The sequence below is a fragment of the Actinoallomurus sp. NBC_01490 genome (assembly GCF_036227085.1).
Taxonomy (GTDB): Bacteria; Actinomycetota; Actinomycetes; order Streptosporangiales; family Streptosporangiaceae; genus Actinoallomurus; species Actinoallomurus oryzae.
In genome coordinates, this window is the sequence record NZ_CP109433.1 from 9706212 (window position 1) to 9729489 (window position 23278).

Genomic DNA, 23278 nt, shown 5'->3' on the forward strand with positions numbered 1-23278 from the left:
CCACCCCGCCACACACATGCACCCACCAACGGAGCACCGAGCGGCCGCCCACCAGAGATGGAGCCACCGCCCCACCATCGACCCGGCGCGAGATCGCCGCCAATGCCGACCCCGCCAGCACGCGTAAGCGAACCGACGGGATGCCGCCTGGCCACCCACTAGAGACGGAGCCACCGTCACACCATCGCCCCGGCGCAAGATCACCGCCGACGCCCCCGCAGCACACGTACGCCCACCGACCGAGCGCCGCGCGACCGCCCACCAAGAGACGGAGCCACCGCCGCACCATCGACCCGGCACACGAGACCACCACCAACCCCCACCCCAACGGCACGCCCTGCGCCAAGCGACGGGGTGCCGCCTGGCTATCCATGAGAGACGGAGCTGCCGCCGCGCCATCGAGCCGGCACGCGAGACGACCGCCGACACCCACCCGCCGGCACCCGTGCGCCCACCGACGGAGTGCCGTGGTGACCGCTCATCAGAGACGGGGTCGGCGCCGCGCCGTCGGTCTGGCGCGAGGTCACCGCCACCGGCCCGCCTTGTTGCTTGTGCTGGTCGGCGGGGGTCGGTGGGTGTCTGTCAGAGGTGGGCCGCTGCCGCCGGGGTGGGGATGTGCGACGGGCTCAGGACGAAGCCGGGGTCGACCTGGGCTTCCAGATCTTGGCCGATCGCGGCGTTGGCCCAGGCTCGGGCGTTCTTCACGTGGAACTCGATGGCCTGGCGGGTGAACTTGTCCCAATCCTTCGTCTGGCCGTCGACGGCGGATTGGAGGGTGGCCAGTGCCGAGCGGTCGTCTGCGGACAGGTCGCGGATGCCCATGGGACGGCCCTGCTCCATCGCCCGTACGGCGGCGGACTGGCCCACGCAGCACAGCAGTGCGTCGCCGACGCTGTCTCGGAGGAATGCCACGTCGTCGGCGTCGTGGACCTTGTTGCCGATGACGCGCAGGGCGACGTCGTAGTCCGCGGCGTAGTCGACCCACTGGCGGTAGACGGCGACGCCCTTCCTCGTCGGCTCGGCTACGAGGAACGTCAGGTCGAAGCGGGTGAACATGCCCGAGGCGAAGGACTCGGCGCCGGCCGTGCAGTCGACCACCACGTATTCGCCCGGGCCGTCGACGAGGTGGTTGAGGTACAGCTCGACGGCCCCTGTCTTGGAGTGGTAACACGCGACGCCCAGGTCATCGTCGGTGAACGGCCCGGTGACCATGAGCCTGGCTCCGGCGACCTCGGTGGACAGCCTGGCGTGGATGGGGTCGTCGCCGCCCGGCCGGAGCAGGCGGGAGCCGGTGCCGGGCGGAGTCGTCTTCACCATGGACGCCGTGGAGGCGATGCGCGGGTTGGTCCCCCGTAGGTACGTCTTGATCTCCGACAGGTGCTCCCCCATCGCCGGGATCGCGGCCGCCGCCTCCTCCGACATGCCCAGCGCGACCCCGAGATGCTGGTTGATGTCGGCATCGATCGCGACCACCGGCGCACCCGTGGCCACCAGATGCCGCACGAACAGTGAGGACAACGTCGTCTTTCCGCTGCCGCCCTTACCGACAAAAGCGATCTTCACGGTCCCTCCCAGGACGGACGGGCGCCGACAGGTCATCGGCACCGACACCGCGCTCCGCACAGCACCTTCGCTGACGGAACGTAGATCATGCTGCTACTTAGGGTGACAGTGATGCGGCAGGCGGGACCAGTGGTGACCGCCTGCTGTGGATAACTGTCGAGAGAACTCTACCGATAGTGAAAACCGTTTTCATGCATTACGGCATCCCGAAGGCGCACGCAGGCACACCGCCCTCACTTCCGTAGCAAGCCACCGAGCGATCAGGTACGTGACGCCTACGGCTTCCTCCGGTCACAGGTGGTCACGAACGCGGACACGGGCGCCGACCGAACGAGCACCTTATGTACGGCGGCCTACCGGCCCGGCTGGCGGGCGGCCGGGCGGTGCGGGATTCGTAACGGGCGATAGGTAAGCGGTGATCGATAACGGTGGCGGCGCTGGTAACGGGCGGTTGGTAGCCGGTGGTCGGCCGGTTGGCCGCTCGGCCGGTGACCAGCGGTCAGTGGCCAGCCGGTTGGCGGGGGGCGATCGGTCGGCGGGCGGCTGGCGACCGACGGCCAGTTGGTCGACCAGCGGCCAGCGGCCAGCGGCCGGCCGATAGGCGAGCGGGCGATCGGCTGGCGGGCGACTGGCGACCGACGGCCAGTTGGTCGACCAGCGGCCAGCGGCCAGCGGCCGGCCGATAGGCGAGCGGGCGATCGGCTGGCGGGCGACTGGCGACCGACGGCCAGTTGGTCGACCAGCGGCCAGCGGCCAGCGGCCGGCCGATAGGCGAGCGGGCGATCGGCTGGCGGGCGACTGGCGACCGACGGCCAGTTGGTCGACCAGCGGCCAGCGGCCAGCGGCCGGCCGATAGGCGAGCGGGCGATCGGCTGGCGGGCGACTGGCGACCGACGGCCAGTTGGTCGACCAGCGGCCAGCGGCCAGCGGCCGGCCGATAGGCGAGCGGGCGATCGGCTGGCGGGCGACTGGCGACCGACGGCCAGTTGGTCGACCAGCGGTCGGGTCGTCGACCAGCGGCCGGTTGGGCGGTCGGCCGGTGGCTGGCCGATTGGCGGATGGTTGGGCGGGCCGGCGATCGGTCGGCGGTCGGACGGTTGGCAGGCGGCCGGCCGTGGCAACCGGGCTCAATGGTCGCGGTGAGCCTGGGCTCAGCGACGGATGTGTCGGAGCCTCACTTCGCGGCGCAGGCAGGGCAGAGGCCGAAGATCTCCACGGTGTGGTCCACGTCCACGAAGCCCGCCTCCGCCGCCACCCGGTCGGCCCAGCGTTCGACCGCGCGGCCTTCGACCTCCACGCTCCGCCCGCAGGATCGGCAGGTCACGTGGTGGTGGTGTTCGCTGGTCTCGCAGCGGCGGTAGAGCGTCTCGCCGTCCTCGTCGCGGATCGTGTCGACCGCGCCGTCCTCGCTCAGCACCATCAGATGGCGGTACACCGTCGTCAGGCCGATGCGTTCGCCGCGGCGGCGGAGCTCGGCGTGGATGTCCTGGGCGCTGCGGAACCCGGCGAGGTCCTCAAGGGCGGTGGCCAGTGCCTCCGCCTGCCGTGTTCCGCGGACCCGGGTGCCCCGGACCGGCTGCGACGCGCTCACCCTCGCACCGTAGCAGCGCCCGCGACCGCCAGGCGGTCACACGGGCGACGCTCCCTCCCAGATCGCCTCGAAGGCGTAGGTCAGGCACTGGGCGAGCGCCGGGTGTTCGATCAGGACGTTGGTCGTGGAGGAGGAATCGGCCACCGGGTCGCGCAGCGACATGACCACCCGCGTGCCGTCCACGATCCACATCCGCATCGGGACGGAAGAGGCGATTCGGGCGTGCTCCCCCGCCGCCGCGTAGCGCCGGATGTCGGCCAGCATCTCCGAGTGCACCAGCGCGTCGCCCTCGTAGATGCAGCGGACGGTTCCGCCGGCCCTGGTCAGCCGCCGGATGGTGGCCAGGCCGGAGGTGCTGTCACCGGTCAGGTACGGCAGCTTGGCCATGGCGAGGATCTCCTTCTTCGCCTCGGCCTGGATCTCGTCGAGCCGTTCGGCGAGCATCTCGCGGTCGCGGAGCACCTCGACGTAGTCCAGCGGGTCGGTCTCGTCCCGGCCGTGTGACCAGGCGGGGACGAGCGCCTCGACCAGGCGTGCCGTGGCCTGTTCGAGCTGGCTGAACTGCGCGCGGTGCGCGGCCAGGAGCCGCTCGATCGCGGACGCGGGATCGACGGCGGTGTAGCGCGTGACCTGGCCCGGCAGCGCCCGTACGAGACCGCGCTCGGTCAGGCCGGACAGCACGTCGTAGATGCGCTGGCGGGGCACGCCCGACTCACGGGCGACCTGCGCCGCCGTGTAGCGCGAGCGGTTGACCAGCGCGAGGTACACCCGCGCCTCGTACCCGGTCAGGCCCAGTTCGGTGAGCTCTCGTCGCCATCCATCCAGATCACCCATCTCTCCCACGTTATCGGGCGAAAGCGCGCTTCAAGTCCGGATGCGGACGGAGTGGTCAAGAGAGAGTAAAGGCATATTGACCGCTTTATGGCATATGCCTATCGTCCGCCGCAGGCACCACTGCCCGTGGTGTCACTGGCCCGGACGCCTCTTCCGACCGATTCGGAACCCCGCACCCTCGCGCCCGGCCCCCCGCCAGAAAGGGAGCAGGATGTCACCCCCAGCACTTGCTCGACGAACGAAGCGTCGCATGAGACGTGCCGGACTCACCGTTCTCGCCTCGGTCGCGCTCGCCACCGCCTCCCTGGTCACCACCGCCCCGGCCCACGCCGCCACCCCCGCCCAGACCAGGACCGCCGACACCGCCAAGACGGCCGCCCAGGCGAACGCCGCACCGGTCCGGCGCGCCTGCGCGGCGCCCACGCACAAGAACGAGATGGCCTGCCTCTCGCTCGTCCGTACCGACGTGCAGCCGCGCAAGGGTCTTCAGCCGCAGGTCGCGCCCTCGGGCCTGGGCGCCGCCGACCTGAAGAGCGCCTACGCCCTGCCGTCGGGCGGCTCGGGCCAGACCGTCGCGATCATCGACGCGTACGACGATCCCAGCGCCGAGTCCGACCTGGCCACCTACCGCAGCCAGTACGGCCTGCCGGCCTGCACCACCGCCAACGGCTGCTTCAAGAAGGTCAACGAGAACGGCGGCTCCAGCCTGCCGAGCGCCGACTCGGGGTGGGCCGAGGAGATCTCGCTCGACCTCGACATGGTCTCGGCCGTCTGCCCGAGCTGCAAGATCCTGCTCGTGGAGGCGAACCAGCCGTCCATGGACGACCTCGGCACCGCGGTCAACACCGCGGTCAGCCTCGGCGCCAAGTTCGTCTCCAACAGCTACGGAGGCAGCGAGGACTCCAGCGACCCCAGCGCCGACTCGGCCTACTTCAACCACCCGGGCGTGGCGATCACCGTGTCGTCGGGCGATGACGGGTACGGCGTGGAGTACCCGGCCGCGTCCCGCTACGTCACCGCAGTCGGCGGCACCAGCCTGTCGCGGGCGTCCAACACGCGCGGCTGGAGCGAGACCGCCTGGAGCGGCGCCGGCTCCGGCTGCTCCGCGTACGACACCAAGCCGACGTGGCAGACCGACACCGGCTGCTCCAAGCGGACCGTCGCGGACGTCTCGGCGGTCGCCGACCCGAACACCGGCCTCGCGGTGTACGACACGTACGGCGTCGGCGGCTGGGTGGTCGTCGGCGGTACGAGCGCGTCGGCGCCGATCATCGCGGGCGTGTACGCGCTGGCCGGAGCGCCGGCCGCGGGCTCGTACCCGTCCTCGTTCCCGTACGCCCACACCGGCGCGCTGAACGACGTCACCTCCGGCAGCAACGGCTCGTGCAGCCCGAGCTACCTGTGCAGGGCGGCGGCCGGGTACGACGGGCCGACCGGGCTGGGCACGCCGAACGGCGTCACGGCGTTCGGCGGCGGCTCCACCGGCGGGAACACCGTCACGGTCACGAACCCGGGCAACCAGACGAGCACCGTCGGCACGGCCGTCAGCCTGCAGATCCAGGCGAGCGACTCCGCGTCGGGCCAGACACTGACCTACAGCGCCTCGGGCCTGCCCGCCGGCCTGTCGATCAACTCCTCGACCGGTGTCATCTCGGGGACGCCCACCACGGCGAGCACCTCGACCGTGACCGTCACCGCCCAGGACACCACGGGCGCGTCGGGTTCGGCGAGCTTCTCGTGGACGGTGAACCCGGTCGGCGGCGGATGCTCCTCGACGGGCAACAAGGTGAGCAACGGCGGCTTCGAGTCCGGCACGTCACCGTGGACGACCACGTCCGGGGTCGTCTCGACCAACGGCAGCGGTGAGAGCGCCCACTCCGGCACGCACTTCGCCTGGTTCGACGGCTACGGCACCACCCACACCGACACCGCCACCCAGTCGATCAGCATCCCCTCCGGGTGCCACGCCTCCCTCACCTTCTACCTCCATATCGACACCAACGAATACGGATCCACCGCCTACGACAAGTTCACCGTCAAGATCGGCGGCACGACCCTCGCCACCTACAGCAACGCCAACGCCGCCTCCGGCTACACGGCCAGGACCTTCGACGTGTCCTCCTACGCCAGCCAGACGGTCACGTTGTCGTTCAGCGGCACCGAGGACTCGTCCCTGCAGACCAGCTTCGTCCTCGACGACGTCGCGGTGAACGCGTCCTGACCGTGATCCAGCGGGGCCCCGGGCGCATCGCCGCCCGGGGCTCTCTCACATCCGCCGGCGGACGCACGAAGGAGGTCTCCCGGCGTTGGAATCGCCGAGGGAAGGGAAGGCTGACACTGATCAAGACTCGTTCGTCAGTTCCGTGGGAAGCCCCCGAGCCCGAGGAGCCGCTCCGAATGCCCCAGGTCGGAAACACCGAAACACCTCCCGACAAGAGCCTCGAACAGGGTCTGAAGAACCGTCACGTCGGGATGATCGCCATCGGCGGCGTCATCGGCGCCGGCCTCTTCGTCGGCTCGGGTGCCGGCATCCACGGCACCGGCCCGGCCATCCTGCTGTCCTACGCGCTCGCCGGGCTGCTCGTCATCCTGGTCATGCGCATGCTCGGCGAGATGTCGGCGGCCTCACCGGACACCGGGTCGTTCTCCGCCTACGCCGACCGCGCGATCGGGCGGTGGGCCGGCTTCACGATCGGCTGGCTGTACTGGTGGTTCTGGGCGGTCGTGCTCGCGGTCGAGGCGACGGCCGGCGCCAAGATCGTGCACGGCTGGATCCCGGCGCTCCCCCAGTGGACGCTGGCGCTGATCCTGATGATCTTCCTCACCGCGACCAACCTGTTCTCCGTCGGGTCCTACGGGGAGTTCGAGTTCTGGTTCTCGACGATCAAAGTCGCGGCGATCGCCGTCTTCATCGTCCTCGGCGTCCTGGCCATCTTCGGGCTGCTGCCCGGCACCGACGCCGTGGGCACGAGCAACCTCACGGGCCACGGCTTCTTCCCGCACGGGTACGGCGCGGTCATCACCGGGCTGCTCACCGTCGTGTTCTCCTTCATGGGCAGCGAGATCGTGACCATCGCGGCCGGGGAGTCCCGCGACCCGGGCCGCGCCGTGACCAAGGCGGTCAACAGCGTGATCTGGCGGATCATCGTCTTCTACCTCGGTTCGATCGCCGTGATCGTCACCCTGCTGCCGTGGAGCGACAGCAACGTCGCGAGCAGCCCGTACGTCGCGGTGCTCGACCGCATCGGCATCTCCGGCGCGGGCACGATCATGGACGTCATCGTGCTGACCGCCGTTCTGTCCTGCCTGAACTCCGGGCTGTACACGGCGTCGCGGATGGCGTTCTCGCTGGCCGAACGCGGCGACGCGCCGAAGGCCTTCGCCGCGACGACCGCTCGCGGCGTTCCGCACGTGGCGATCTGGGTGTCGGTCGCCTTCGGCTTCCTCGCGGTGATCTTCGACTACACCAGCCCGGACACCGTGTTCCTGTTCCTGCTGAACGGCTCCGGCGCCGTCGCGCTGTTCGTCTGGGCGGTGATCGCCGTGTCGCAGCTGCGGATGCGCCGCCGCCTCGAACGCGAGGCGCCCGAACGCATCGCCGTCCGGATGTGGCTGTACCCGTACCTGACCGTCGCCACGATCGTCGGCATCGCCGCCATCCTCATCGTGATGCTGTTCGACCACGACGGCCGCCCGCAGGTGCTGTGGTCGGTGGCGGTCGCGGCGGTCGTGCTCATCGCCGCGTTCGTACGCCACGGCCGGTCCCGCGCCACCGAACCGATCGCCCCCGGCCCGGTGCCCGCCGACCGCTGACCGTGGCTCCCGCCGGCCGTCACGCAGGTCCGTGTGTCAGGCGGTCAGGGCGAGGAAGGCGTACGTGGCCAGCCAGTGGTCGCTGACGAACCCCTTCCCCGTGACATGGGGCAGGCTCGCGGCCAGATGCCGTTCGGCGGACTCGCGCAGCGGCCCCACGCGTGGGTCGGCCGCCGGGAGGGCGGCCGTCAGCAGGCGGAACTGCCAGGCACGGGACAGGTTCAGCCCGTACAGATGCGCCTGGTGGCCGTCGCTGGCGTCGTTGACCTGGGCCGGGGTGAACAAGGCTTGCGGCCGGCCGTCCTCCAGCCCGGGCAGGAAGCCGGTCAGCCAGCCGGGAAACCGCCCGGCGGGCAGCACCCGGCGCATCAGGTCGGCCTCGCACAACGCCGGTGACAGGAAGTCCTGGCCGCTGGGCTCCCAGTCCGCCGGGTAGTCGCGGTCGTCGCCGAACCAGTCGGCCGCTCGCTCGCCGATCGCGGCGACCAGGCGGTCGCGGCCGAGCGCGGTGCCGCTCTCGTGCAGCAGTGCGAGGGCGAACGCCGTGTTGGTGTGCACGCCGTGCCGGACCGGTGCGACGGCGCGGTCCAGCCAGCCCAGGACCAGTTCCTCGATCGTGTCGGTGAGCGGGCGCAGCGCCGCCGACCACGGCCGCGCGGCCGGGTCCGGGCAGCGTTCGCAGGCGACGGCCAGCGCGACCGCCCACGCCCAGCCGTACGGTCGCTCGAACGCGGGGAACGAGCGCAGATAGGCCGCCTCCGCCTCGATCGCCCGCGCGGTCAGCGTGCGGTCGAGGGTGCCGCGGATCCGCTCGGCGTCCACCTCGCCCGGCACGTCGCTCAGCAGCCGGACCGCGAGCCAGTGCATGTGCACGCACGAGTGCCAGTCGTACGCGCCGTGGAACGCCGGGTGCAGGTCACGTGGCCGCGTGGGCTCGTCCGGCCGGCGCACCACCTGCTGGGTGGCGTGCGGGAACTCGGTGCCGATGTTGCGTACGGCGACGTCCGCGTAGCGGACCGCCACCTCGCCGATCGTCGTCATCGCCCCTCCTTCAGAACGCCAGGACGTACATCAGGACGATGTTGCAGGCCAGCAGCGGGATCGCGGTCGGGATCTGCGCCTTGATCGGCCCGTACTTGTCCTTCATCTCCAGCAGCGCCGCCGGGACGATGTTGAAGTTGGCGGCCATCGGCGTGCACAGGGTGCCGCAGAACCCGGCCAGCATGCCGATCGCGAAGACCGCCGCCGGATTGCCGTGGAAGTGCTGCACCAGCACCGGGTAGCCGATCGCCGCGGTCATGAGCGGGAAGGCGCCGAACGCGTTGCCCATGATGATCGTGAACAGCGCCATGCCGACGCAGTACACGATGACACCGCCGATGAGGGAGTTGTCGGGCAGCACGTTCTTGGTGATGCGGCCGACCTGCGTGCCGACGCCGGCCGCGACGAACAGCTGGCCGAGCGTGGCGAGCATCTGCGGGAGCACGGCGGCCCAGCCGATCGCCTCCAGCAGCCGCCGGCCCTCGTTCAGCGGCGCCAGCGGCGACTTCGGCCGCAGCATGACGAACCCGATGATCACGGCCACGATCGCCGCGACGCCGAGGCCGATCAGGGTCTCGGAAGACTTCTCCAGCAGCGGCTCACCGCCGGGATGGATCTTCGCCAGCCCGATCGCGAAGATGATCACCACGACGGGGATCGTCAGCGCGGGCACGAAGAGCCGGTTGCCGAAGCGGTCGGCGCCCGACTCCTGCTCGGCACGCGTCGGCCCGGGGGTGGTGCCACGGCCGAGCCGGCCGGTGGCGACCAGGAGCGCCATCGCGATGACCGCCAGACCCAGAACCCAGGCGGGCGCGGTCTTGTGGACGACGAACGTGCTGTAGACGAAGGCGGCGCCGAGCAGACCCCAGAACGCGCCGCTGCCGTACCGCTTGGCGTTGGTGCGGTCGGCGACGGTCAGCACGGCGACCGCGAGGAAGATCGCGCCGCACAGCCAGTAGAACCACTCGACCTTGATCATCGACCGGCCCCCTGTGCTTCGGCCCGGTCCGTACGGCCGGTGAGGCCCGCCGCTTCGGCCATCCGGCCGAGCCGGCGGTCCAGCAGGTAGAGCCGCGTGCCGTGGATCACGTACGCGCAGATCGCGGTGGGGATGGCCCACAGCGCGACGTTCAGCGCGTCGAGCTTCAGGTGGTACGTCGTGTCGACGAAGCCGGTGATCAGCAGAATGGAGCCGATCGCGACGAAGATGTCCTCGCCGAAGAACTGGCCCACCGTGTCCGCGCTGGCCGAGAAGGCCTTGACCTTCTCGCGCATGGGGTCCGGAAGCGCGCGGCCGAAGCGGCGCTCGGCGGCGCCCTCGGCCATCGGATAGATCAGGGGGCGGACCAGCGCCGCCGGGCCGTTGATCGAGGCGAGGCCCAGGGCGGAGCTGACCTGCCGGATGAACTGGTAGATGACGAGGAGCCGGCCGGTGGTGAGCCCGCTCAGCCGGGCGATCAGGCGCCGGCCCTGTTCTTGCAGGCCGAAGCGTTCGATCAGGCCGATGACCGGCAGGACGAGCACGAACAAGGTGACCGAACGGCTCGACGCGAAGCCGTTGCCGAAGGCGTTCAGGATGGCCGTCACCGACAGGTGGCCGAGGAATCCGGTGACGATGCCCGCGACCGTGACGACGACGAAGGGGTTGAGCCGCAGCGCGAAGCCGAGGACGACGAGGAGTACGCCGATGAGGACGAGCACGACCGCCCTCCTTCCCGAGTAGGGGACCGAGGGGCAGACAGGGCGCAGCCGTTGCGGGTACCGTACGTATTGTTGAGCAATCCGGCAAGAGGGCAATAAGGGGCGAGATGGCGCGAGATGGCTCTTCTGCCGGACCGGAGTCCGGCGACGCCGGAGGCTCCGGCGCCCCGGGCGAGCGGTCCGCGCCGCTCGCCGGGCTGTCCGGCGCCCGCATGCTGCTCGACCGTACGAGCACCGTGTCCAAGCTGGCCGACGCGCTGCGCGCGCAGATCATCGAAGGCGCCCTGCCGCCCGGCACACAGCTCGCCGAGCACGCCGCCGCCAAGGAGCTCGGCGTCTCGCGCAACACGCTGCGCGAGGCGTTCCGGCTGCTGGCGCACGAACGTCTGGTGATCCACGAACCGCACCGCGGCGTGTTCGTGCGCACCCTCGACGCCGACGACGTCCGCGACATCTACACCACGCGCCGCCTGGTCGAGTGCGCCGCCGTCCGCGCCGGGGACGCACCGCCCCCGGCGGTGGCCGAGATCCGCGCCGCGGTGGAGACCGCCGAGCTCGCGGTCGCCGAGTCGCGCTGGCACGACGTGGGAACGGCCGACCTGCGGTTCCACTCCGCGATCGTCGCGCTCGCCGGCAGCCGCCGCCTCAACGACATGATGCGCCGCATGCTGGCCGAGCTGCGCCTGGTCTTCCACGTGATGGCCGACCCGCACCGCTTCCACGAGCCGTACGTGCAGCGCAACGCCGCCATCGCCACGCTCATCGAGCAGGGCCGTACGCGAGAGGCCGCCGAGGTGCTGACCGGCTACCTCGACGACGCCGAGGCCCAGCTCCTCCGGGGCATCGCCGAACGGGCGGGCGACCGCGAAGGCGGCTGAGCGCACCGCGCCCGCGGGGGTCTGGTCACTGTTGATGGTCACTACCGTCCGGCCGGCTCCCTTGAGCTCACGCGTCTAGGGTCGGTCTTCCGCTCCGGCCTTCGCCACGGTTGCCGACGGCCGAGGTCTTTCGTTCGCGGTGTCGTCGGCCTCGAAGCGCAGCAGGTCTCCCGGCTGGCACTCGAGCGCCTCACAGAGCGCGGCGAGTGTCGTGAAGCGCACCGCCTTGGCGCGGCCGTTCTTGAGTACCGCCAGGTTGGCGGGGGTGATCCCGACGCGGTCCGCGAGCTCGCCCACGGACAGCTTCCGCTTGGCCAGCATCACGTCGATGTCGACGATGATCGGCATCAGATCACCTCGTCGAGCTCGGCCTGCATCTGCGTCGCTTCGACGTCGCGCGCGACGGCCTGGGCGAGCAGCATCCGCAGTACGAGCACGATGAGCGCGCCTCCCAGGACTGCCATGCCGATCCCGCCCATGATGACAGTTATGCCTGGGTTATCCGAATGCTCCGGCGCCAGCACGGCCGTGAGCGCGAACCACAAGAGGGCGGCCGCCACGATCGCCCCGATCATGACGTCGACGTAGCGGAACGCGGCATGGGAGAACACGGTTCCGCGTCGCACCATCGTCACCAGCCGCCACACACAGGCCACGACGACCTGGGCCGACACGACGCCCAGCAACACGATCACCCGGACCGGGGTCAGCGGGAACGACCCGTCCTCCGGGTCGTTCCCGCTGACCAACGCCCACAGCAGCACCGCCTGTACGAACACGGTGCTGGCGAGCACTCCGACGAGCACGACGCGCAGTGCACGGACCGTCAGCTCTCCCATCACTCCCCCTTCGATCGACTTACGATCAAAATCTATCGAATTTCGATAGGTGAGGGAAGGTGTCACCGGAATACATCAGCACTGCTCCTTCGCGTCGCGCCGGTCGACCGGGACGGGGAATCACCGCCCGGACCGTGCCGCTCCGCCGAGAGCGGCGAGCGCCTGTGCCGCTTGTGCGCGGCGCACGTCCTCGACCGAACGCCCGGTGGTGAGCAACTCGTCGATGAGGTCGATGTGCAACGTTGCGAGCAGCGCGTGCGCGACGTATCCGGCGTCATTTGCGGTGCACCCGGTCGCGGCGTCCTGGATCAGGCGCTGCAGGAGTCCGTGCATCCAGCGGTAGCGCTCCGACTGCAGGTTCCCGGTGGTGGCCACCTCGCGGGCGCGCATGAGGTTGTGGTTCTCCAGCTTGAACGTGAGCACCGCGTCCAGGAACGCGACGATCCGGTCGGGCGCCGGAGTGTCCGGCCCGAGCGGCCCCGGGCCGGACTCCACGGCCGTTCGAAGCGGCAGGAACTTCGCGGCGGCCAGTGAATCGAGAAGCCCGTCACGGTCGCCGAACGCCCGGAACAACGTCCCCTTGCCCACACCGGCCGCCGCAGCGATGGCGTCCATCGACACCGTCTGGGGCGCATCGGCGTCCGCGAAAAGCGCGTCCGCGGCGGCGAGCATGTCCTCGCGAGACGCCGGCGGCCGGCCCTGACGCCGGCCAGAGATTTTGGACTGTCGGTCCGAAACTATGTTAGGCTCCGATGGACTCATAGTCCGAAAGTCTAGCCGGGGGCCGCGCCGCCATCGAGGGTGCCGCTTCCCGAATGGTTCACCATGCGATGCCGATGAATCAGGAATCGGAGTACTCACATGCACGTAAAGCCGTTCACGATCACCATTGGTGACGACCAGCTAGAAGATCTGGATCGCCGGTTGCAGCACACTCGCTGGCCCGACGCCATACCGGGCATGGACTGGGATGACGGAACCGACCTCGCATTTCTGCAGCGCCTGACGGAACACTGGCGGACGGATTTCGACTGGCGGGCGCAGGAGGCCAGGCTGAATGCGTTGCCGCAGTTCAGCGCGGAACTCGACGGGGTCGGGGTTCACTTCGTTCACCAACGCGGAACAGGCCCCGACCCCTTGCCGTTGGTGATCACGCACGGCTTTCCGGGCTCTGGTTTCGACATGGAGCAGATCATCCCGCTCCTCGCCGACCCCGGTGGCCACGACGCGGACCCGGCCGACGCGTTCGATGTCGTGGTTCCCTCGCTTCCGGGCTACGGGTTCTCGCAACGGCCGGCCCGGCCGGGCTTCGGCCCCGAACATGTGGCCGAAATGTGGATGAAGCTGATGACAGGCCTCGGTTACGAGCGCTTCGGCCTGCATGCCGGCGACTGGGGTGCGGCTGTCTCCATATGGCTCGCATCCCGCTTCCCCGATCACGTGTCGGGGCTGCACCTCAATTTCGTTCCCGGGCTCTTCCGGCCGCCCGTGGGCGATGGAGAGCCGAGCCTGACGGCGGCCGAAGAGGAGTTCCTCGGCGACATCTCGGCTTGGTTCGATGCGGAAGGTGCATACCACCGCCTCCAGTCGACGAAACCGCAGACCCCTGCGTACGGGTTGACTGATTCACCGGCGGGCTTGGCGGCATGGATCGTCGAGAAAATGCGCGCCTGGAGCGATTGCGGCGGCGATGTGGAGCGCGTGTTCACCTTGGATGCCATCCTCACCAACATCTCGATCTATTGGTTCACCGGCACCATCGGCTCGGCCATGCGGTTCTACCGCGAGAATCGTCTCCGCCCGAATCATTTTGCGCCCGGCGAACGCGTCTTGCCGCCGCTGGGGATAGCCGCGTTTCCGCAGGACCTGATTCCACCTCGTGCCTGGCTGGAGCGCGTCTTCAACGTGACCCGCTGGACGCAGATGCCCCGCGGAGGACACTTCGGCGCCATGGAGGACCCGGAACTCCTCGCCAGGGAGATACGCGAGTTCTTCCGCCCGCTCCGTGCGCACCATGAGGACCCACCTGGCCTGACTTCGTGAACCCTCCCGGGCGTTCACCGGTCATGTGCTACCTGGGAGGTACGCCGCGGTCGGCTCCGCAGGACGATGAGGCACCGGCCGCCCGGTCATTAGCTTCTCCCCCGTCCCCATCGAGCGGAGGAGAGGACATGAGGACCCACGGAGCCCTCGCGGTGGCCGTCGCGCTGGCGCTGATCCCGGGCACGGCCGTCGCCGCGTCGCCCGTCGACGGGATCTGGCGTACCGACGGCTACGGCACGGTGATCGCCCTCGACCACGGTCACCTGCGCAGTTATGAGACCACGGCGATCAGTTGCCTGCCGGGATTCACCGCCGACCGTACCGGCGAGGACGGTACGTACATCACTGACGACGGTGACACCCTCACGGTCCGGCCGGGGCGGATGCGCTTCGCGGGCTCCCCCGGCGTGCGCCTGCTGCGGCGGATGCCCGCGCTCCCCGCCTCCTGCGGTCGCACGCCGGCGCGGGACCCGCTGACGAGCTTCGACGTCTTCTGGCAGACCTTCGCCGAGAACTACCCGTTCTTCGCCGCCAGGGGCGTCGACCGGCAGCAGGTCCGCCATCGGTACCGCCCGCTCGTGACCCCGGCCACGACCACCTCGCGCCTCGCCGAGATCTTCAACGAGATGATCGCGCCGCTGAACGACGCGCACACCTGGGTGAGCACCGGCGGTCCGCCCGTGCCGCATCTGCGCCCGGGCACGACCCTGCCCTCCCCCGCGTACGACCAGCGCGTGAAGACGTACGTCGAGCGCCGCGATCTGCACGGCACGCTCACGGAGTACGCCCAAGGCCGCGTCAGCTATGCCGACCTCCCCGGCGACCGCGGCTACCTGCGGATATCCGGTTTCGGCGGCTACACGGACGCCGACGACCAGACCTCCAACGCCGCCGAGCTGGCGCGTGCCCTCGACGCCGTCTTCACGCCGCGCCGCGCCGGCGCGCTGCGCGGGCTCGTCATCGACGTCCGGATCAACGGCGGGGGTTCGGACTCGCTGGGCCTCCAGGTCGCCTCCCGGCTCACCGGCCGCCCCTACCTCGCGTACGCCAAGCGTGCCCGGAACGACCCGCGGGACCCGGCGCGGTTCACCACGCCGCAGCCCATCGAGGTACGGCCGCACGCGCATCCCTACCGCGGGCCGGTGGCGATCCTGACCGGCGGTTCGACCTTCAGCGCCGGAGAGACGTTCATCCAGGCCCTCATGGACCGGACGCCGGCGCCGGTGCGCATCGGCGAGAACACCCAGGGCGTCTTCTCCGACGTCATGGAACGCTCGCTCCCGGACGGCCTGGTCTTCGGCCTGCCGAACGAGGAGTTCCTCACCCGCACGGGCCGCACGTTCGACGGCGTGGGCATCCCGCCGGACGTCCGCGTGCCGGTCTTCACCGATGAGGAGTTCGCCCGCGACCGCGACTCCGCCTTCGACCGCGCGATGGAGTTCCTGAGCCGCTGACCGGACCCGCGCCGGGGGCGAGGGTTACGCCGCCGGCGGCTCGCCGCGATCGCCCGCGCCCCGGCACGCCGCCCGGCTCCGGATGGCGCCACGCCCCCGGCGCCCGTGCGGGGCGCCGGGGGTGTCCGTCAGCGGAAGCCGGCGACCGGGCGCGGAGAGTAGTGCTTCTCCAGCGCGGCCACCTCGTCGTCGGTCAGCTCGACCGACAGCGCGGCGATCGCGTCCTCCAGGTGCTGCGGCCTGCCCATGCCGACGATGGGCGCGGACACCGCCGGGTGGCGCAGGACCCACGCGAGGGCGACGGCGGCGCGCGTCACGCCGCGTGCCTCGGCGACCTGCGCGACCGCGTCCACGATCTCCCGGTCGCTCTCCTGGTACAGGGTCTTGCCGAACTCGTCGGTCTCGGCGCGCGCGGTCGTGGCGTCCCAGTCGCGGGCGAGACGGCCGCGAGCGAGCGGGCTCCACGGGATCACGCCGATCCCCTGGTCCAGGCAGAGCGGCAGCATCTCCCGCTCCTCCTCGCGGTGCAGAAGGTTGTAGTGGTTCTGCATCGTGGCGAACCGCGTCCAGCCGTTCAGCCGTGAGGTGTAGAGGGCCTTGGAGAACTGCCAGGCGTACATCGAGGACGCGCCGATGTAGCGCGCCTTGCCGGCCTTGACCACGTCGTGCAGCGCCTCGAGGGTCTCCTCGATCGGGGTGTGGTGGTCCCAGCGGTGGATCTGGTACAGGTCGACGTAGTCGGTGCCCAGCCGGCGCAGGCTGGCATCGATCTCGCTCATGATCGCCTTGCGCGACAGGCCCGCGCCGTTCGGGCCCGCGTGCATCCGGCCGTGCACCTTGGTCGCGATCACGACCTCGTCGCGGCGGGCGTACCGGGCCAGGGCCCGGCCGGTGATCTCCTCGCTGCTGCCGTCGGAGTAGACGTTGGCGGTGTCGAAGAAGTTGACGCCGGCCTCGACCGCCTGCCGGATGAGCGGGGCGGCCTGATCCTCACCGAGCGTCCACGAATGGTTGCCCCGGTCGGGCTCGCCGAAGCTCATGCACCCCACGCAGATCCGCGAGACGTCGAGACCGGTCGAACCCAGCTTCACGTAATCCATGGATCCAGTCTCTCGCCGTCACGCACCGTGGCCGCCCGAGGGCGCGCATCCGGACACCGGGCGGTCAGTGAGCGGCGCGCGCCGGTCAGCGGACGGTGCGTGGACGGTCAGCGGGCGCGGCGACGCTCGGGGGCATGAACTCCTCCACGTCCGTCGGGACCGGCCGCAAGTGGGCCACGCTCTCCCTCTGCTGCCTCGCCGTTCTGGTCCTGTCCGTCGACCTGACCGCTCTCCACCTGGCCATCCCCAACCTGATCGGCGACCTGCGCCCGTCCGGCACCCAGATCCTGTGGATCGCCGACGTGTACGGCTTCGCGCTCGCCGGGCTGCTCGTCCCGATGGGCGGGATCGGCGACCGGATCGGCCGCAAGAAGCTGCTGCTCATCGGCACCACGGCGTTCGCGGCGACCTCGGTCGTCACCGCGTACGCCACCAGCGCCACGATGCTGATCGCCGCGCGTGCCCTCCTCGGCGTCGCGGGCGCCACGATCATGCCCTCCACGCTGTCGATCACCCGCAACGTCTTCACCGACGCCAAGGAGCGCACGGCGGCGGTCGGGATCGCCAGCGGCGTCGGCGCGCTCGGGGTCGGGCTCGGTCCGATCATGGGCGGCGCGCTGCTGGACCACTTCTGGTGGGGCTCGGTGTTCCTGATCAACGTGCCGATCATGGCGGTCGTGCTCCTCGCCGGGCTGTTCGTCCTGCCCGAGTCGCGCAACCCCCGGCCCGGCCGCCTCGACGTGCCGAGCGTGCCGCTGTCGATCGCCGGCGTCCTGGGTGTCGTCTACGCCATCACCGAGGCCGGGCACATCGGCCTGTTCCACGCCAGGGTCGGCGCCGGCCTCCTGATCGGCGTCGCCGGCCTCGCGGCGTTCGTCCGGCGGCAGGCGCGGCTGTCCGAGCCGCTGATCGACGTCGCGCTGTTCCGCCAGGCGGCCTTCTCCGGCTCGGTCGGCGCGAACCTGTTCGCGATGTTCGCGCTGGTCGCGCAGTCGCTGGTGTTCTCCCAGTACTTCCAGCTCGTCCTGCACTGGTCGCCGCTGCAGGCCGGGCTCGCCGGGCTGCCCGGCGGCGTCGCCGCGGCCGTCGGCGGCGCGGCGCTGGCCGCTCCGCTGATCCGTCTCATGGGACGCGCCCGTACCGTCGCGGTCGGCCTGACGGTGTCCGCGGTCGGGTTCGCGCTGTACGCCCTGAGCGGCACCGAGTCGAACTACGGGGCGCTGCTGGCGGCGATGATCCCGTGTGCTCTGGGCATCGGCGTGGCCCTGACCGTCACCAGCGACACGATCCTGGCCTCGGTGCCGAAGGACCGGGCGGGAGCCGCCTCGGCGATCTCCGAGACCGCCACCGAGCTGGGCGGCGCGCTGGGCATGGCCGTGCTCGGCAGCGTCCTGACCGCCGCGTACCGGACCCACCTCGACCTGCCCGCGGGCCTGCCGGCGGGCGCCGGCCGGGGCATCCGCGACTCGATCGGTTCCGCCGTGGAGGTCGCCGCGGCCCTGCCCGGGCGGCTCGGAGCCGAGGTCACCACCGCCGCACGGCACGCGTTCGTCGACGGGATGCACGCCGCGGTCTTCTGCAGCGCCGGGCTCGCCGCGCTGACCGGCCTGGCCGCGCTGTTCGCCCTCCGCCGGGTGCCGAAGGTGATCCCCGAGCACCTCGAGGAGGCCGACCCGCTTCCGGAAGCGCCGGCGGCGATCCGGTGACCGTTCCTCCGGGAGGCCCGCCGCCTCGGTGGCCCTCCCCGCCGTTGACCGGAGTCGTACGATGATCACCGCTGATCGTGAAGGGAGACCGCCGTGACCGACGGGACGTTCGCCGTGGAGCCGATCGGATGTGTCGAGTCGCCCCTCGTGGACCTGGCCGAGGCGCCGCGTCAGGGCGACGAGGGCACACCCGAGTCGTGGCTGGTGTTCACCCCGGAGGTGGCCGAGGGCCTGCGCGACCTGCGGTCCGGCACGGACGTGCTCGTGCTGACCTGGCTCGACCGCGCGCGCCGCGACGTGCTGGTGGTCCACCCGCGCGGCGACACGGCACGCCCCGCGACGGGGGTGTTCAGCACGCGTTCGCCGAGCCGCCCGAACCCGATCGGCCTGCACCGGGTGACCATCGTCGCCGTCGAGGGCACCCGCGTGCGCGTACGCGGCATGGAGGCCCTCGACGGCACCCCGATCGTCGACGTCAAACCGGTGCTGGGCCCGATCGCCGAACGCTAGCGCTCACGGCCGGCGCGCAGCCAGGCGACGTAGTCGGCCACCGCGCGTTCGAGGTCGTAGCGGGGCCGGTAGCCGGTGTCCTCACGGATCCTCGTGGTGTCGAGGCGGACGGTCGTGCCCGGTCCGGCGGGGTCGTGGCCGGCGGGCAGGTCCAGGCGCGCGTCCGGGACGACCGCCCTGATGGCGCGGGCGACCTCGGCGTTCGTCGTGGCGTACCCGTTGCCGACGTTGTAGGTGTCGTGGCGCAGCGTGGCGGCGGTCTGCAGCAGCGCGATGGCCCGGCCGCAGTCCTTGGCGTAGCACATGTCGATGCCGTCCTCGGCGTACGGCGTGCGCTCCGGCGGGAAGGCCGGGTCCTCGCCGTTCACGGCGGCGTGGACCAGGCGCGGCGCGGCGAAGAAGGGGGACGCGGCGCGCCCGAGCGGGCCCCAGATCGCCCCGATCCGGAAGTTCACCACGGCGAACCCGGCCTCGACCGCCGCCCGCAGGGCCAGGATCTCCATGGCCTTCTTCGCCGCGGGGATCGTGTGGGGACTGGCCGTCGACAGCGGGGCGTCCTCGCGCAGTCGGTCGCCGGGCACTCCCCCGTACACGCCGATGGTGCTGGCGATCCCGACCCGCGGCACCTCCCAGGCCTCGGCCGCGCGCAGCACGTTGAACAGCCCCTGAGTGCTCTGGGCCAAAGCATCCAGCGCTCGGCCGCCGAGCCCGGCGGCGGCGAGATGCACGATGCCGGTGACGGCGTGCCGCTTGCCCAGCGCGAGGAACGCGTCTTCGTCGGTGACGTCCAGCGGCTCGACCAGGAGCCGCCCGCCGGCCTCGTCGGCGAGGAACTCCGGGAGCCGCGCCGTGCGGTGCCGCGTGACCACACACGTCTCGCCGAGATCGAGAAGGGCCCGCGCGACGTGGGAGCCGATGAAGCCGAGCCCGCCGGTGATGAGGATCATTTCGCCGCCCTTGAGTTCGCTAGCTTGCTAATGAGGCGTCAGCCTAGAGGAGACGGTCGCTAGCATGCAAACGACCCGGCCGCGTGTAGTGTCGGGTCGCCGGTGATCGAGCGGGCGGAGGAACGGGAGACGGCGTGGACGATCTGCTCTACCTGTTCGTCCGGGCGAACAAGCTCATCCACACCGCCGCCGACGAGGCGATGAGCCGGCACGGCGTCCGCGTCGGACAGAACCGCGTGCTCGCGGCGCTCTGGGAGCGTGACGGGCTGACCCCCGGCGAGGTGGCCGCCCGCGTGCACCTCACCACGCCGACGGTGGTCAACACCGCCACCCGCATGGAGGAGGCCGGTCTGCTCACGCGCGTCCGGGACCCCGATGACGGCCGGCTCGTACGGCTCCACCTCACCGAACGCGGCCGGGCCGCGCGCGAGCCCGTCGAGGAGGAGCGGCGGCGCCTCATGGAGCGGGCCACCGCGACGCTCACCGACGACGAGCGCCGCCACCTGCACAGTGCGCTCACGAAGATCGTCGAGCGGCTGTCCTGACCGCCGTCCGCCGCCGTACGGTGTCGGCATGGTCGTCGGACGACAGCCGCTGGGAGACGGCGTCTCGTAGGGTCGACTCGACACGACTTCTCGACAGGGCGGAGCCAGATGAGGCGACCCACGCTGGAGGCGGTGGCGGCGCGGGCCGGCGTGTCCCGGGCGACGGTGTCGCGCGTCGTCAACGGCGCCGCGAACGTCAAGCCGCACCTGCGGACCGCGGTGATGCGCGCGGTCGAGGAGCTCGGCTACATCCCGAACTCCGCGGCCCGCAGCCTGGTCACCCGGCGCACCGACTCCATCGCCCTCGTCGTCTCCGAGCCGCCGTCGCGGGTCTTCTCCGACGACCCGTTCTTCTCCGCGGTCATCCGGGCGGTGAGCCAGGAGCTGGAGGCCGCCGACCGGCAGGTCATCCTCATGCTGGCCTCCTCGGCGGCCGGGCACGCGCGGGTCGAACGCTACGTCGCGGGCGGCCATGTCGACGGCGTGATCCTGCTGTCCATGCACGGCGCCGAGCCGCTGCCGGCCTCGCTCAGCCGCTCACGGGTGCCGATGGTCTCCCACGGCCGCCCCGTCGCCTCGCTGCCGGTGCCGTACTGCGACTGCGACAACCGCGGGGGTGCCCGCGCCGCCGTCGAACACCTGATCTCCCGTGGCCGCCGGCGCATCGCCACCATCTCCGGGCCGCCGGACATGACCGCAGCACAGGACCGGCTCGGCGGCTACCGCGAGGCCATGGCGGCCGCCGGCCGGAGACCGATCGTGGCGACGGGCGACTTCACCCGCGAGTCGGGCGCGACCGCGATGCGGCGGCTGCTGGCCGACGAGCCCGAGATCGACGCGGTGTTCGCCGCCTCGGACCTGATGGCGGTCGGCGCACTCGGCACGCTGCGCGCCGCCGGCCGCCGGGTGCCGGACGACGTGGCGGTGGCCGGCTTCGACGACATCGCCCTCGCGGGGTTCAGCGAGCCGCCGCTCACCACCGTCCGCCAGCCGGTCACCGAAGTCGCGGCCTGCATCGTACGGACGCTGCTGAGCACCGACCCCCCATCCGCCCCGGTCATCCTCCCCACCGAACTGATCATCCGCGAGTCGACCTGAGCCGGTGCGGGCGCGAGGGTCGCGGCTCGCGGTTGTGAGGGCCCCTCACACACCGCTCACAGTGAACGAGGGTGCCGGGCCGAGCCGCTGATCCTCGCGTAGCGCCCAGGTGTCATACCCCACGCCGCCTTGAACACCCGGGTGAAGTGAGCCTGGTCGGCGAAGCCGGTCGCGAGGGCCGTCTCCGCCAGGGCGCATCCCTCGCGCAGCCGCCTGCGGGCGACGTCGAGGCGGCGCATCACCGAGTATCGGTACGGGCTGGTGCCGCACAGGGCGCGGAACTGACGCGCGAACTCATAGCGATCAAGACCCGTGACCGCTTCCAGCTCGCTCGACCGCACGACCGCCAACCGGCTCTCCAGGAACTCCCGGCCGCTCTCGATGGCGGGCAGGTCGAGGTGGCAGGGCAGCGCACGGATGCGGCCGGCCGCGCTGCACCGGAGCAGACCCTCGGCGAGCTCGAGGACCACGGCGTCGAGCGCCAGCGGCTCGGTCGTCCCCTCGAACGCCGCTCGCACCGCGTGCGTGAGGGCCGGGTCGTCGGTCACCGGAGCGGCGAAGGGCAGCGACGTCCGCCGTCCGGTGACGGCCGACAGGGCATCGGCGATCCGGGCCGGGGCGACGTAGATCTGCCGGTAGCCGAACACGCCCGCCCCTTCGGCCCGGCCGTCGTGCGGCTCGTCGGGATGCAGCACGAAGACCTGTCCGGGAAGACTGCGCTCGACCGTGCCCCGATACTCGAACGCCTGGACCCCCGCCTCGGTGACGCCGACGGCGTACACATCGTGCCGGTGCCGGCTGAACGGGGAGCCGCGCAGACGAGCGCGAAACAGCTCCACGCCGTCCACCGGCCCGCTGGTCTCCACCCACTCCCCCAGGCCCCACGAACGTTCAAGACCGCCGCCGTGCGCGTCCGTCACGCTGATCGCCATATCCGGAGTTTACGGAGGACCCCATGCAAGCCTCTTTCACTCCAGCCGGGCTGATCGCGTTCGTGACATTCGCCGCGGTTGCCGCCGGAACTCCCGGTCCCAGCAACGTGCTGCTGGCCGCCGCCGGCGCCAGGACCGGCGTACGGCGGGGCATGACGAGTCTTCTCGGGCAGGTGACCGGGATGAGTGCCATGCTGTTCGTCGTCACCCTGGGACTCGGCAGCCTGCTCCTCGGCCACCCGTGGATCCTCGAGACCCTCAAATGGGGCGGGGCCGCCCTGCTCTGCTGGATGGCCTGGGGGATCGTGACCGCCGAACATGCCGAAGGTGCCGCAGGCGCCTCCACCGGGTTCCTCAGCATGGCCGCCTTCCAGTGGGCCAACCCCAAAGGGTGGCTGATCACGGCTGCGGCCGACGCCACATTCCTCGACCAGCACGGCGGCGGCACCCTGGACCAGGCGCTCATCTTCGCGGTTCTGTTCATGCTGGCCGCACTGCCCAGTTGCCTGCCGTGGCTGGTGTTCGGTGCCGCGCTCCAACGCTTCCTCCGCACCCCGCGAACCTGGCTCGTCTTCCGCTGCACGATGGCCGGCCTGCTGGCGGCGTCCGTCATCGTCCTCGTCTGGCCCCACAGCTGATCCGCACCGCCGGAGGGCGGCACGGCCGGTCCTGATCCGGCGCCG

22 protein-coding genes are annotated in these 23278 nt (G+C 71.1%); 10 read left to right on the forward strand and 12 right to left on the reverse strand.

Annotated elements, in window-relative coordinates:
- Window positions 1-582 precede the first annotated feature (582 nt).
- The 3 genes from OG417_RS44485 to OG417_RS44495 form a co-directional block, all read right to left on the reverse strand.
- On the reverse strand, window positions 583-1563 hold the full coding sequence (locus OG417_RS44485; protein WP_329242656.1) for an ATP-binding protein: 981 nt from the start codon (window positions 1561-1563) through the stop codon (window positions 583-585).
- A gap of 1174 nt (window positions 1564-2737) precedes the next feature.
- A complete protein-coding gene (locus tag OG417_RS44490; protein WP_329242659.1) occupies window positions 2738-3154 on the reverse strand; it encodes a Fur family transcriptional regulator in 417 nt (138 codons plus the stop codon).
- A 36-nt stretch (window positions 3155-3190) separates the two neighbouring features.
- The gene (locus tag OG417_RS44495) at window positions 3191-3988 is read right to left on the reverse strand and encodes a TrmB family transcriptional regulator (protein WP_329242662.1); all 798 of its coding nucleotides are present in this window, start codon (window positions 3986-3988) and stop codon (window positions 3191-3193) included.
- 250 nt (window positions 3989-4238) lie between these two features.
- Between OG417_RS44495 and OG417_RS44500 the strand changes: the two genes are divergently transcribed.
- Together OG417_RS44500 and OG417_RS44505 are read left to right on the forward strand one after the other, a co-directional pair.
- Window positions 4239-6209 carry a putative Ig domain-containing protein gene (locus OG417_RS44500; protein ID WP_329242666.1) on the forward strand — a complete coding sequence of 657 codons (1971 nt, stop codon included), beginning with the start codon at window positions 4239-4241 and terminating at the stop codon, window positions 6207-6209.
- 176 nt (window positions 6210-6385) lie between these two features.
- Window positions 6386-7801: an amino acid permease gene (locus tag OG417_RS44505; protein ID WP_329242670.1), complete on the forward strand. Its 1416-nt coding sequence runs from the start codon at window positions 6386-6388 to the stop codon at window positions 7799-7801.
- 36 nt (window positions 7802-7837) lie between these two features.
- Here OG417_RS44505 and OG417_RS44510 read toward each other — a convergent pair whose 3' ends face one another.
- Genes OG417_RS44510 through OG417_RS44520 form a run of 3 tightly spaced genes read right to left on the reverse strand, consistent with a single transcriptional unit; the run spans window position 7838 to window position 10543 of the window.
- The gene (locus tag OG417_RS44510; RefSeq protein WP_329242673.1) at window positions 7838-8842 is read right to left on the reverse strand and encodes a DUF2891 domain-containing protein; all 1005 of its coding nucleotides are present in this window, start codon (window positions 8840-8842) and stop codon (window positions 7838-7840) included.
- A 10-nt stretch (window positions 8843-8852) separates the two neighbouring features.
- The gene (locus tag OG417_RS44515) at window positions 8853-9821 is read right to left on the reverse strand and encodes a DUF979 domain-containing protein (protein ID WP_329242676.1); all 969 of its coding nucleotides are present in this window, start codon (window positions 9819-9821) and stop codon (window positions 8853-8855) included.
- On the reverse strand, window positions 9818-10543 hold the full coding sequence (locus OG417_RS44520; RefSeq protein ID WP_329242679.1) for a DUF969 domain-containing protein: 726 nt from the start codon (window positions 10541-10543) through the stop codon (window positions 9818-9820). The genes OG417_RS44515 and OG417_RS44520 overlap by 4 nt, the downstream gene beginning before the upstream one ends.
- A gap of 107 nt (window positions 10544-10650) precedes the next feature.
- Between OG417_RS44520 and OG417_RS44525 the strand changes: the two genes are divergently transcribed.
- Entirely contained in the window at window positions 10651-11421 is a 771-nt protein-coding gene (locus OG417_RS44525; protein WP_329242682.1) for a GntR family transcriptional regulator, read from the forward strand.
- Window positions 11422-11496: 75 nt separating this feature from the next.
- On the opposite strand, the gene OG417_RS44530 is transcribed toward OG417_RS44525, so the two are convergent.
- The 3 genes from OG417_RS44530 to OG417_RS44540 all read right to left on the reverse strand — a co-directional run bounded on the left by OG417_RS44530 (window position 11497) and on the right by OG417_RS44540 (window position 12932).
- Complete coding sequence (locus OG417_RS44530; RefSeq protein ID WP_329242685.1) at window positions 11497-11769, reverse strand: helix-turn-helix domain-containing protein; 273 nt, start codon at window positions 11767-11769, stop codon at window positions 11497-11499.
- Window positions 11769-12260 (reverse strand): DUF2975 domain-containing protein, encoded by a 492-nt coding sequence (locus OG417_RS44535; RefSeq protein ID WP_329242688.1) that lies wholly within the window; start codon window positions 12258-12260, stop codon window positions 11769-11771. The genes OG417_RS44530 and OG417_RS44535 overlap by 1 nt, the downstream gene beginning before the upstream one ends.
- A 120-nt stretch (window positions 12261-12380) precedes the next feature.
- Entirely contained in the window at window positions 12381-12932 is a 552-nt protein-coding gene (locus OG417_RS44540; RefSeq protein ID WP_329242691.1) for a TetR/AcrR family transcriptional regulator, read from the reverse strand.
- Between the two features lie 189 nt (window positions 12933-13121).
- On the opposite strand from OG417_RS44540, the gene OG417_RS44545 reads away from it, so the two are divergent.
- Both OG417_RS44545 and OG417_RS44550 read left to right on the forward strand, forming a co-directional pair.
- On the forward strand, window positions 13122-14303 hold the full coding sequence (locus OG417_RS44545) for an epoxide hydrolase family protein (RefSeq protein ID WP_329242694.1): 1182 nt from the start codon (window positions 13122-13124) through the stop codon (window positions 14301-14303).
- 128 nt (window positions 14304-14431) lie between these two features.
- Complete coding sequence (locus OG417_RS44550) at window positions 14432-15757, forward strand: S41 family peptidase (protein WP_329242697.1); 1326 nt, start codon at window positions 14432-14434, stop codon at window positions 15755-15757.
- Between the two features lie 128 nt (window positions 15758-15885).
- On the opposite strand, the gene OG417_RS44555 is transcribed toward OG417_RS44550, so the two are convergent.
- The gene (locus OG417_RS44555; protein ID WP_329242700.1) at window positions 15886-16857 is read right to left on the reverse strand and encodes an aldo/keto reductase; all 972 of its coding nucleotides are present in this window, start codon (window positions 16855-16857) and stop codon (window positions 15886-15888) included.
- 134 nt (window positions 16858-16991) lie between these two features.
- On the opposite strand from OG417_RS44555, the gene OG417_RS44560 reads away from it, so the two are divergent.
- Window positions 16992-18563: an MFS transporter gene (locus tag OG417_RS44560; protein ID WP_329242703.1), complete on the forward strand. Its 1572-nt coding sequence runs from the start codon at window positions 16992-16994 to the stop codon at window positions 18561-18563.
- Window positions 18564-18656: 93 nt separating this feature from the next.
- Window positions 18657-19073: a tRNA (N6-threonylcarbamoyladenosine(37)-N6)-methyltransferase TrmO gene (gene tsaA, locus OG417_RS44565; protein WP_329242706.1), complete on the forward strand. Its 417-nt coding sequence runs from the start codon at window positions 18657-18659 to the stop codon at window positions 19071-19073.
- Here the strand turns inward: tsaA and OG417_RS44570 are convergent.
- Window positions 19070-20020: an NAD-dependent epimerase/dehydratase family protein gene (locus OG417_RS44570; RefSeq protein WP_329242709.1), complete on the reverse strand. Its 951-nt coding sequence runs from the start codon at window positions 20018-20020 to the stop codon at window positions 19070-19072. The genes tsaA and OG417_RS44570 overlap by 4 nt on opposite strands.
- A gap of 134 nt (window positions 20021-20154) precedes the next feature.
- On the opposite strand from OG417_RS44570, the gene OG417_RS44575 reads away from it, so the two are divergent.
- Entirely contained in the window at window positions 20155-20565 is a 411-nt protein-coding gene (locus tag OG417_RS44575; protein WP_329242712.1) for a MarR family winged helix-turn-helix transcriptional regulator, read from the forward strand.
- Between the two features lie 108 nt (window positions 20566-20673).
- Window positions 20674-21663: a LacI family DNA-binding transcriptional regulator gene (locus tag OG417_RS44580; protein ID WP_329242718.1), complete on the forward strand. Its 990-nt coding sequence runs from the start codon at window positions 20674-20676 to the stop codon at window positions 21661-21663.
- Window positions 21664-21719: 56 nt separating this feature from the next.
- Here the strand turns inward: OG417_RS44580 and OG417_RS44585 are convergent, their stop codons facing one another.
- A complete protein-coding gene (locus tag OG417_RS44585) occupies window positions 21720-22595 on the reverse strand; it encodes an AraC family transcriptional regulator (protein WP_329242720.1) in 876 nt (291 codons plus the stop codon).
- 23 nt (window positions 22596-22618) lie between these two features.
- On the opposite strand from OG417_RS44585, the gene OG417_RS44590 reads away from it, so the two are divergent.
- The gene (locus OG417_RS44590; RefSeq protein ID WP_329242723.1) at window positions 22619-23233 is read left to right on the forward strand and encodes a LysE family translocator; all 615 of its coding nucleotides are present in this window, start codon (window positions 22619-22621) and stop codon (window positions 23231-23233) included.
- Window positions 23234-23278: the final 45 nt, after the last annotated feature.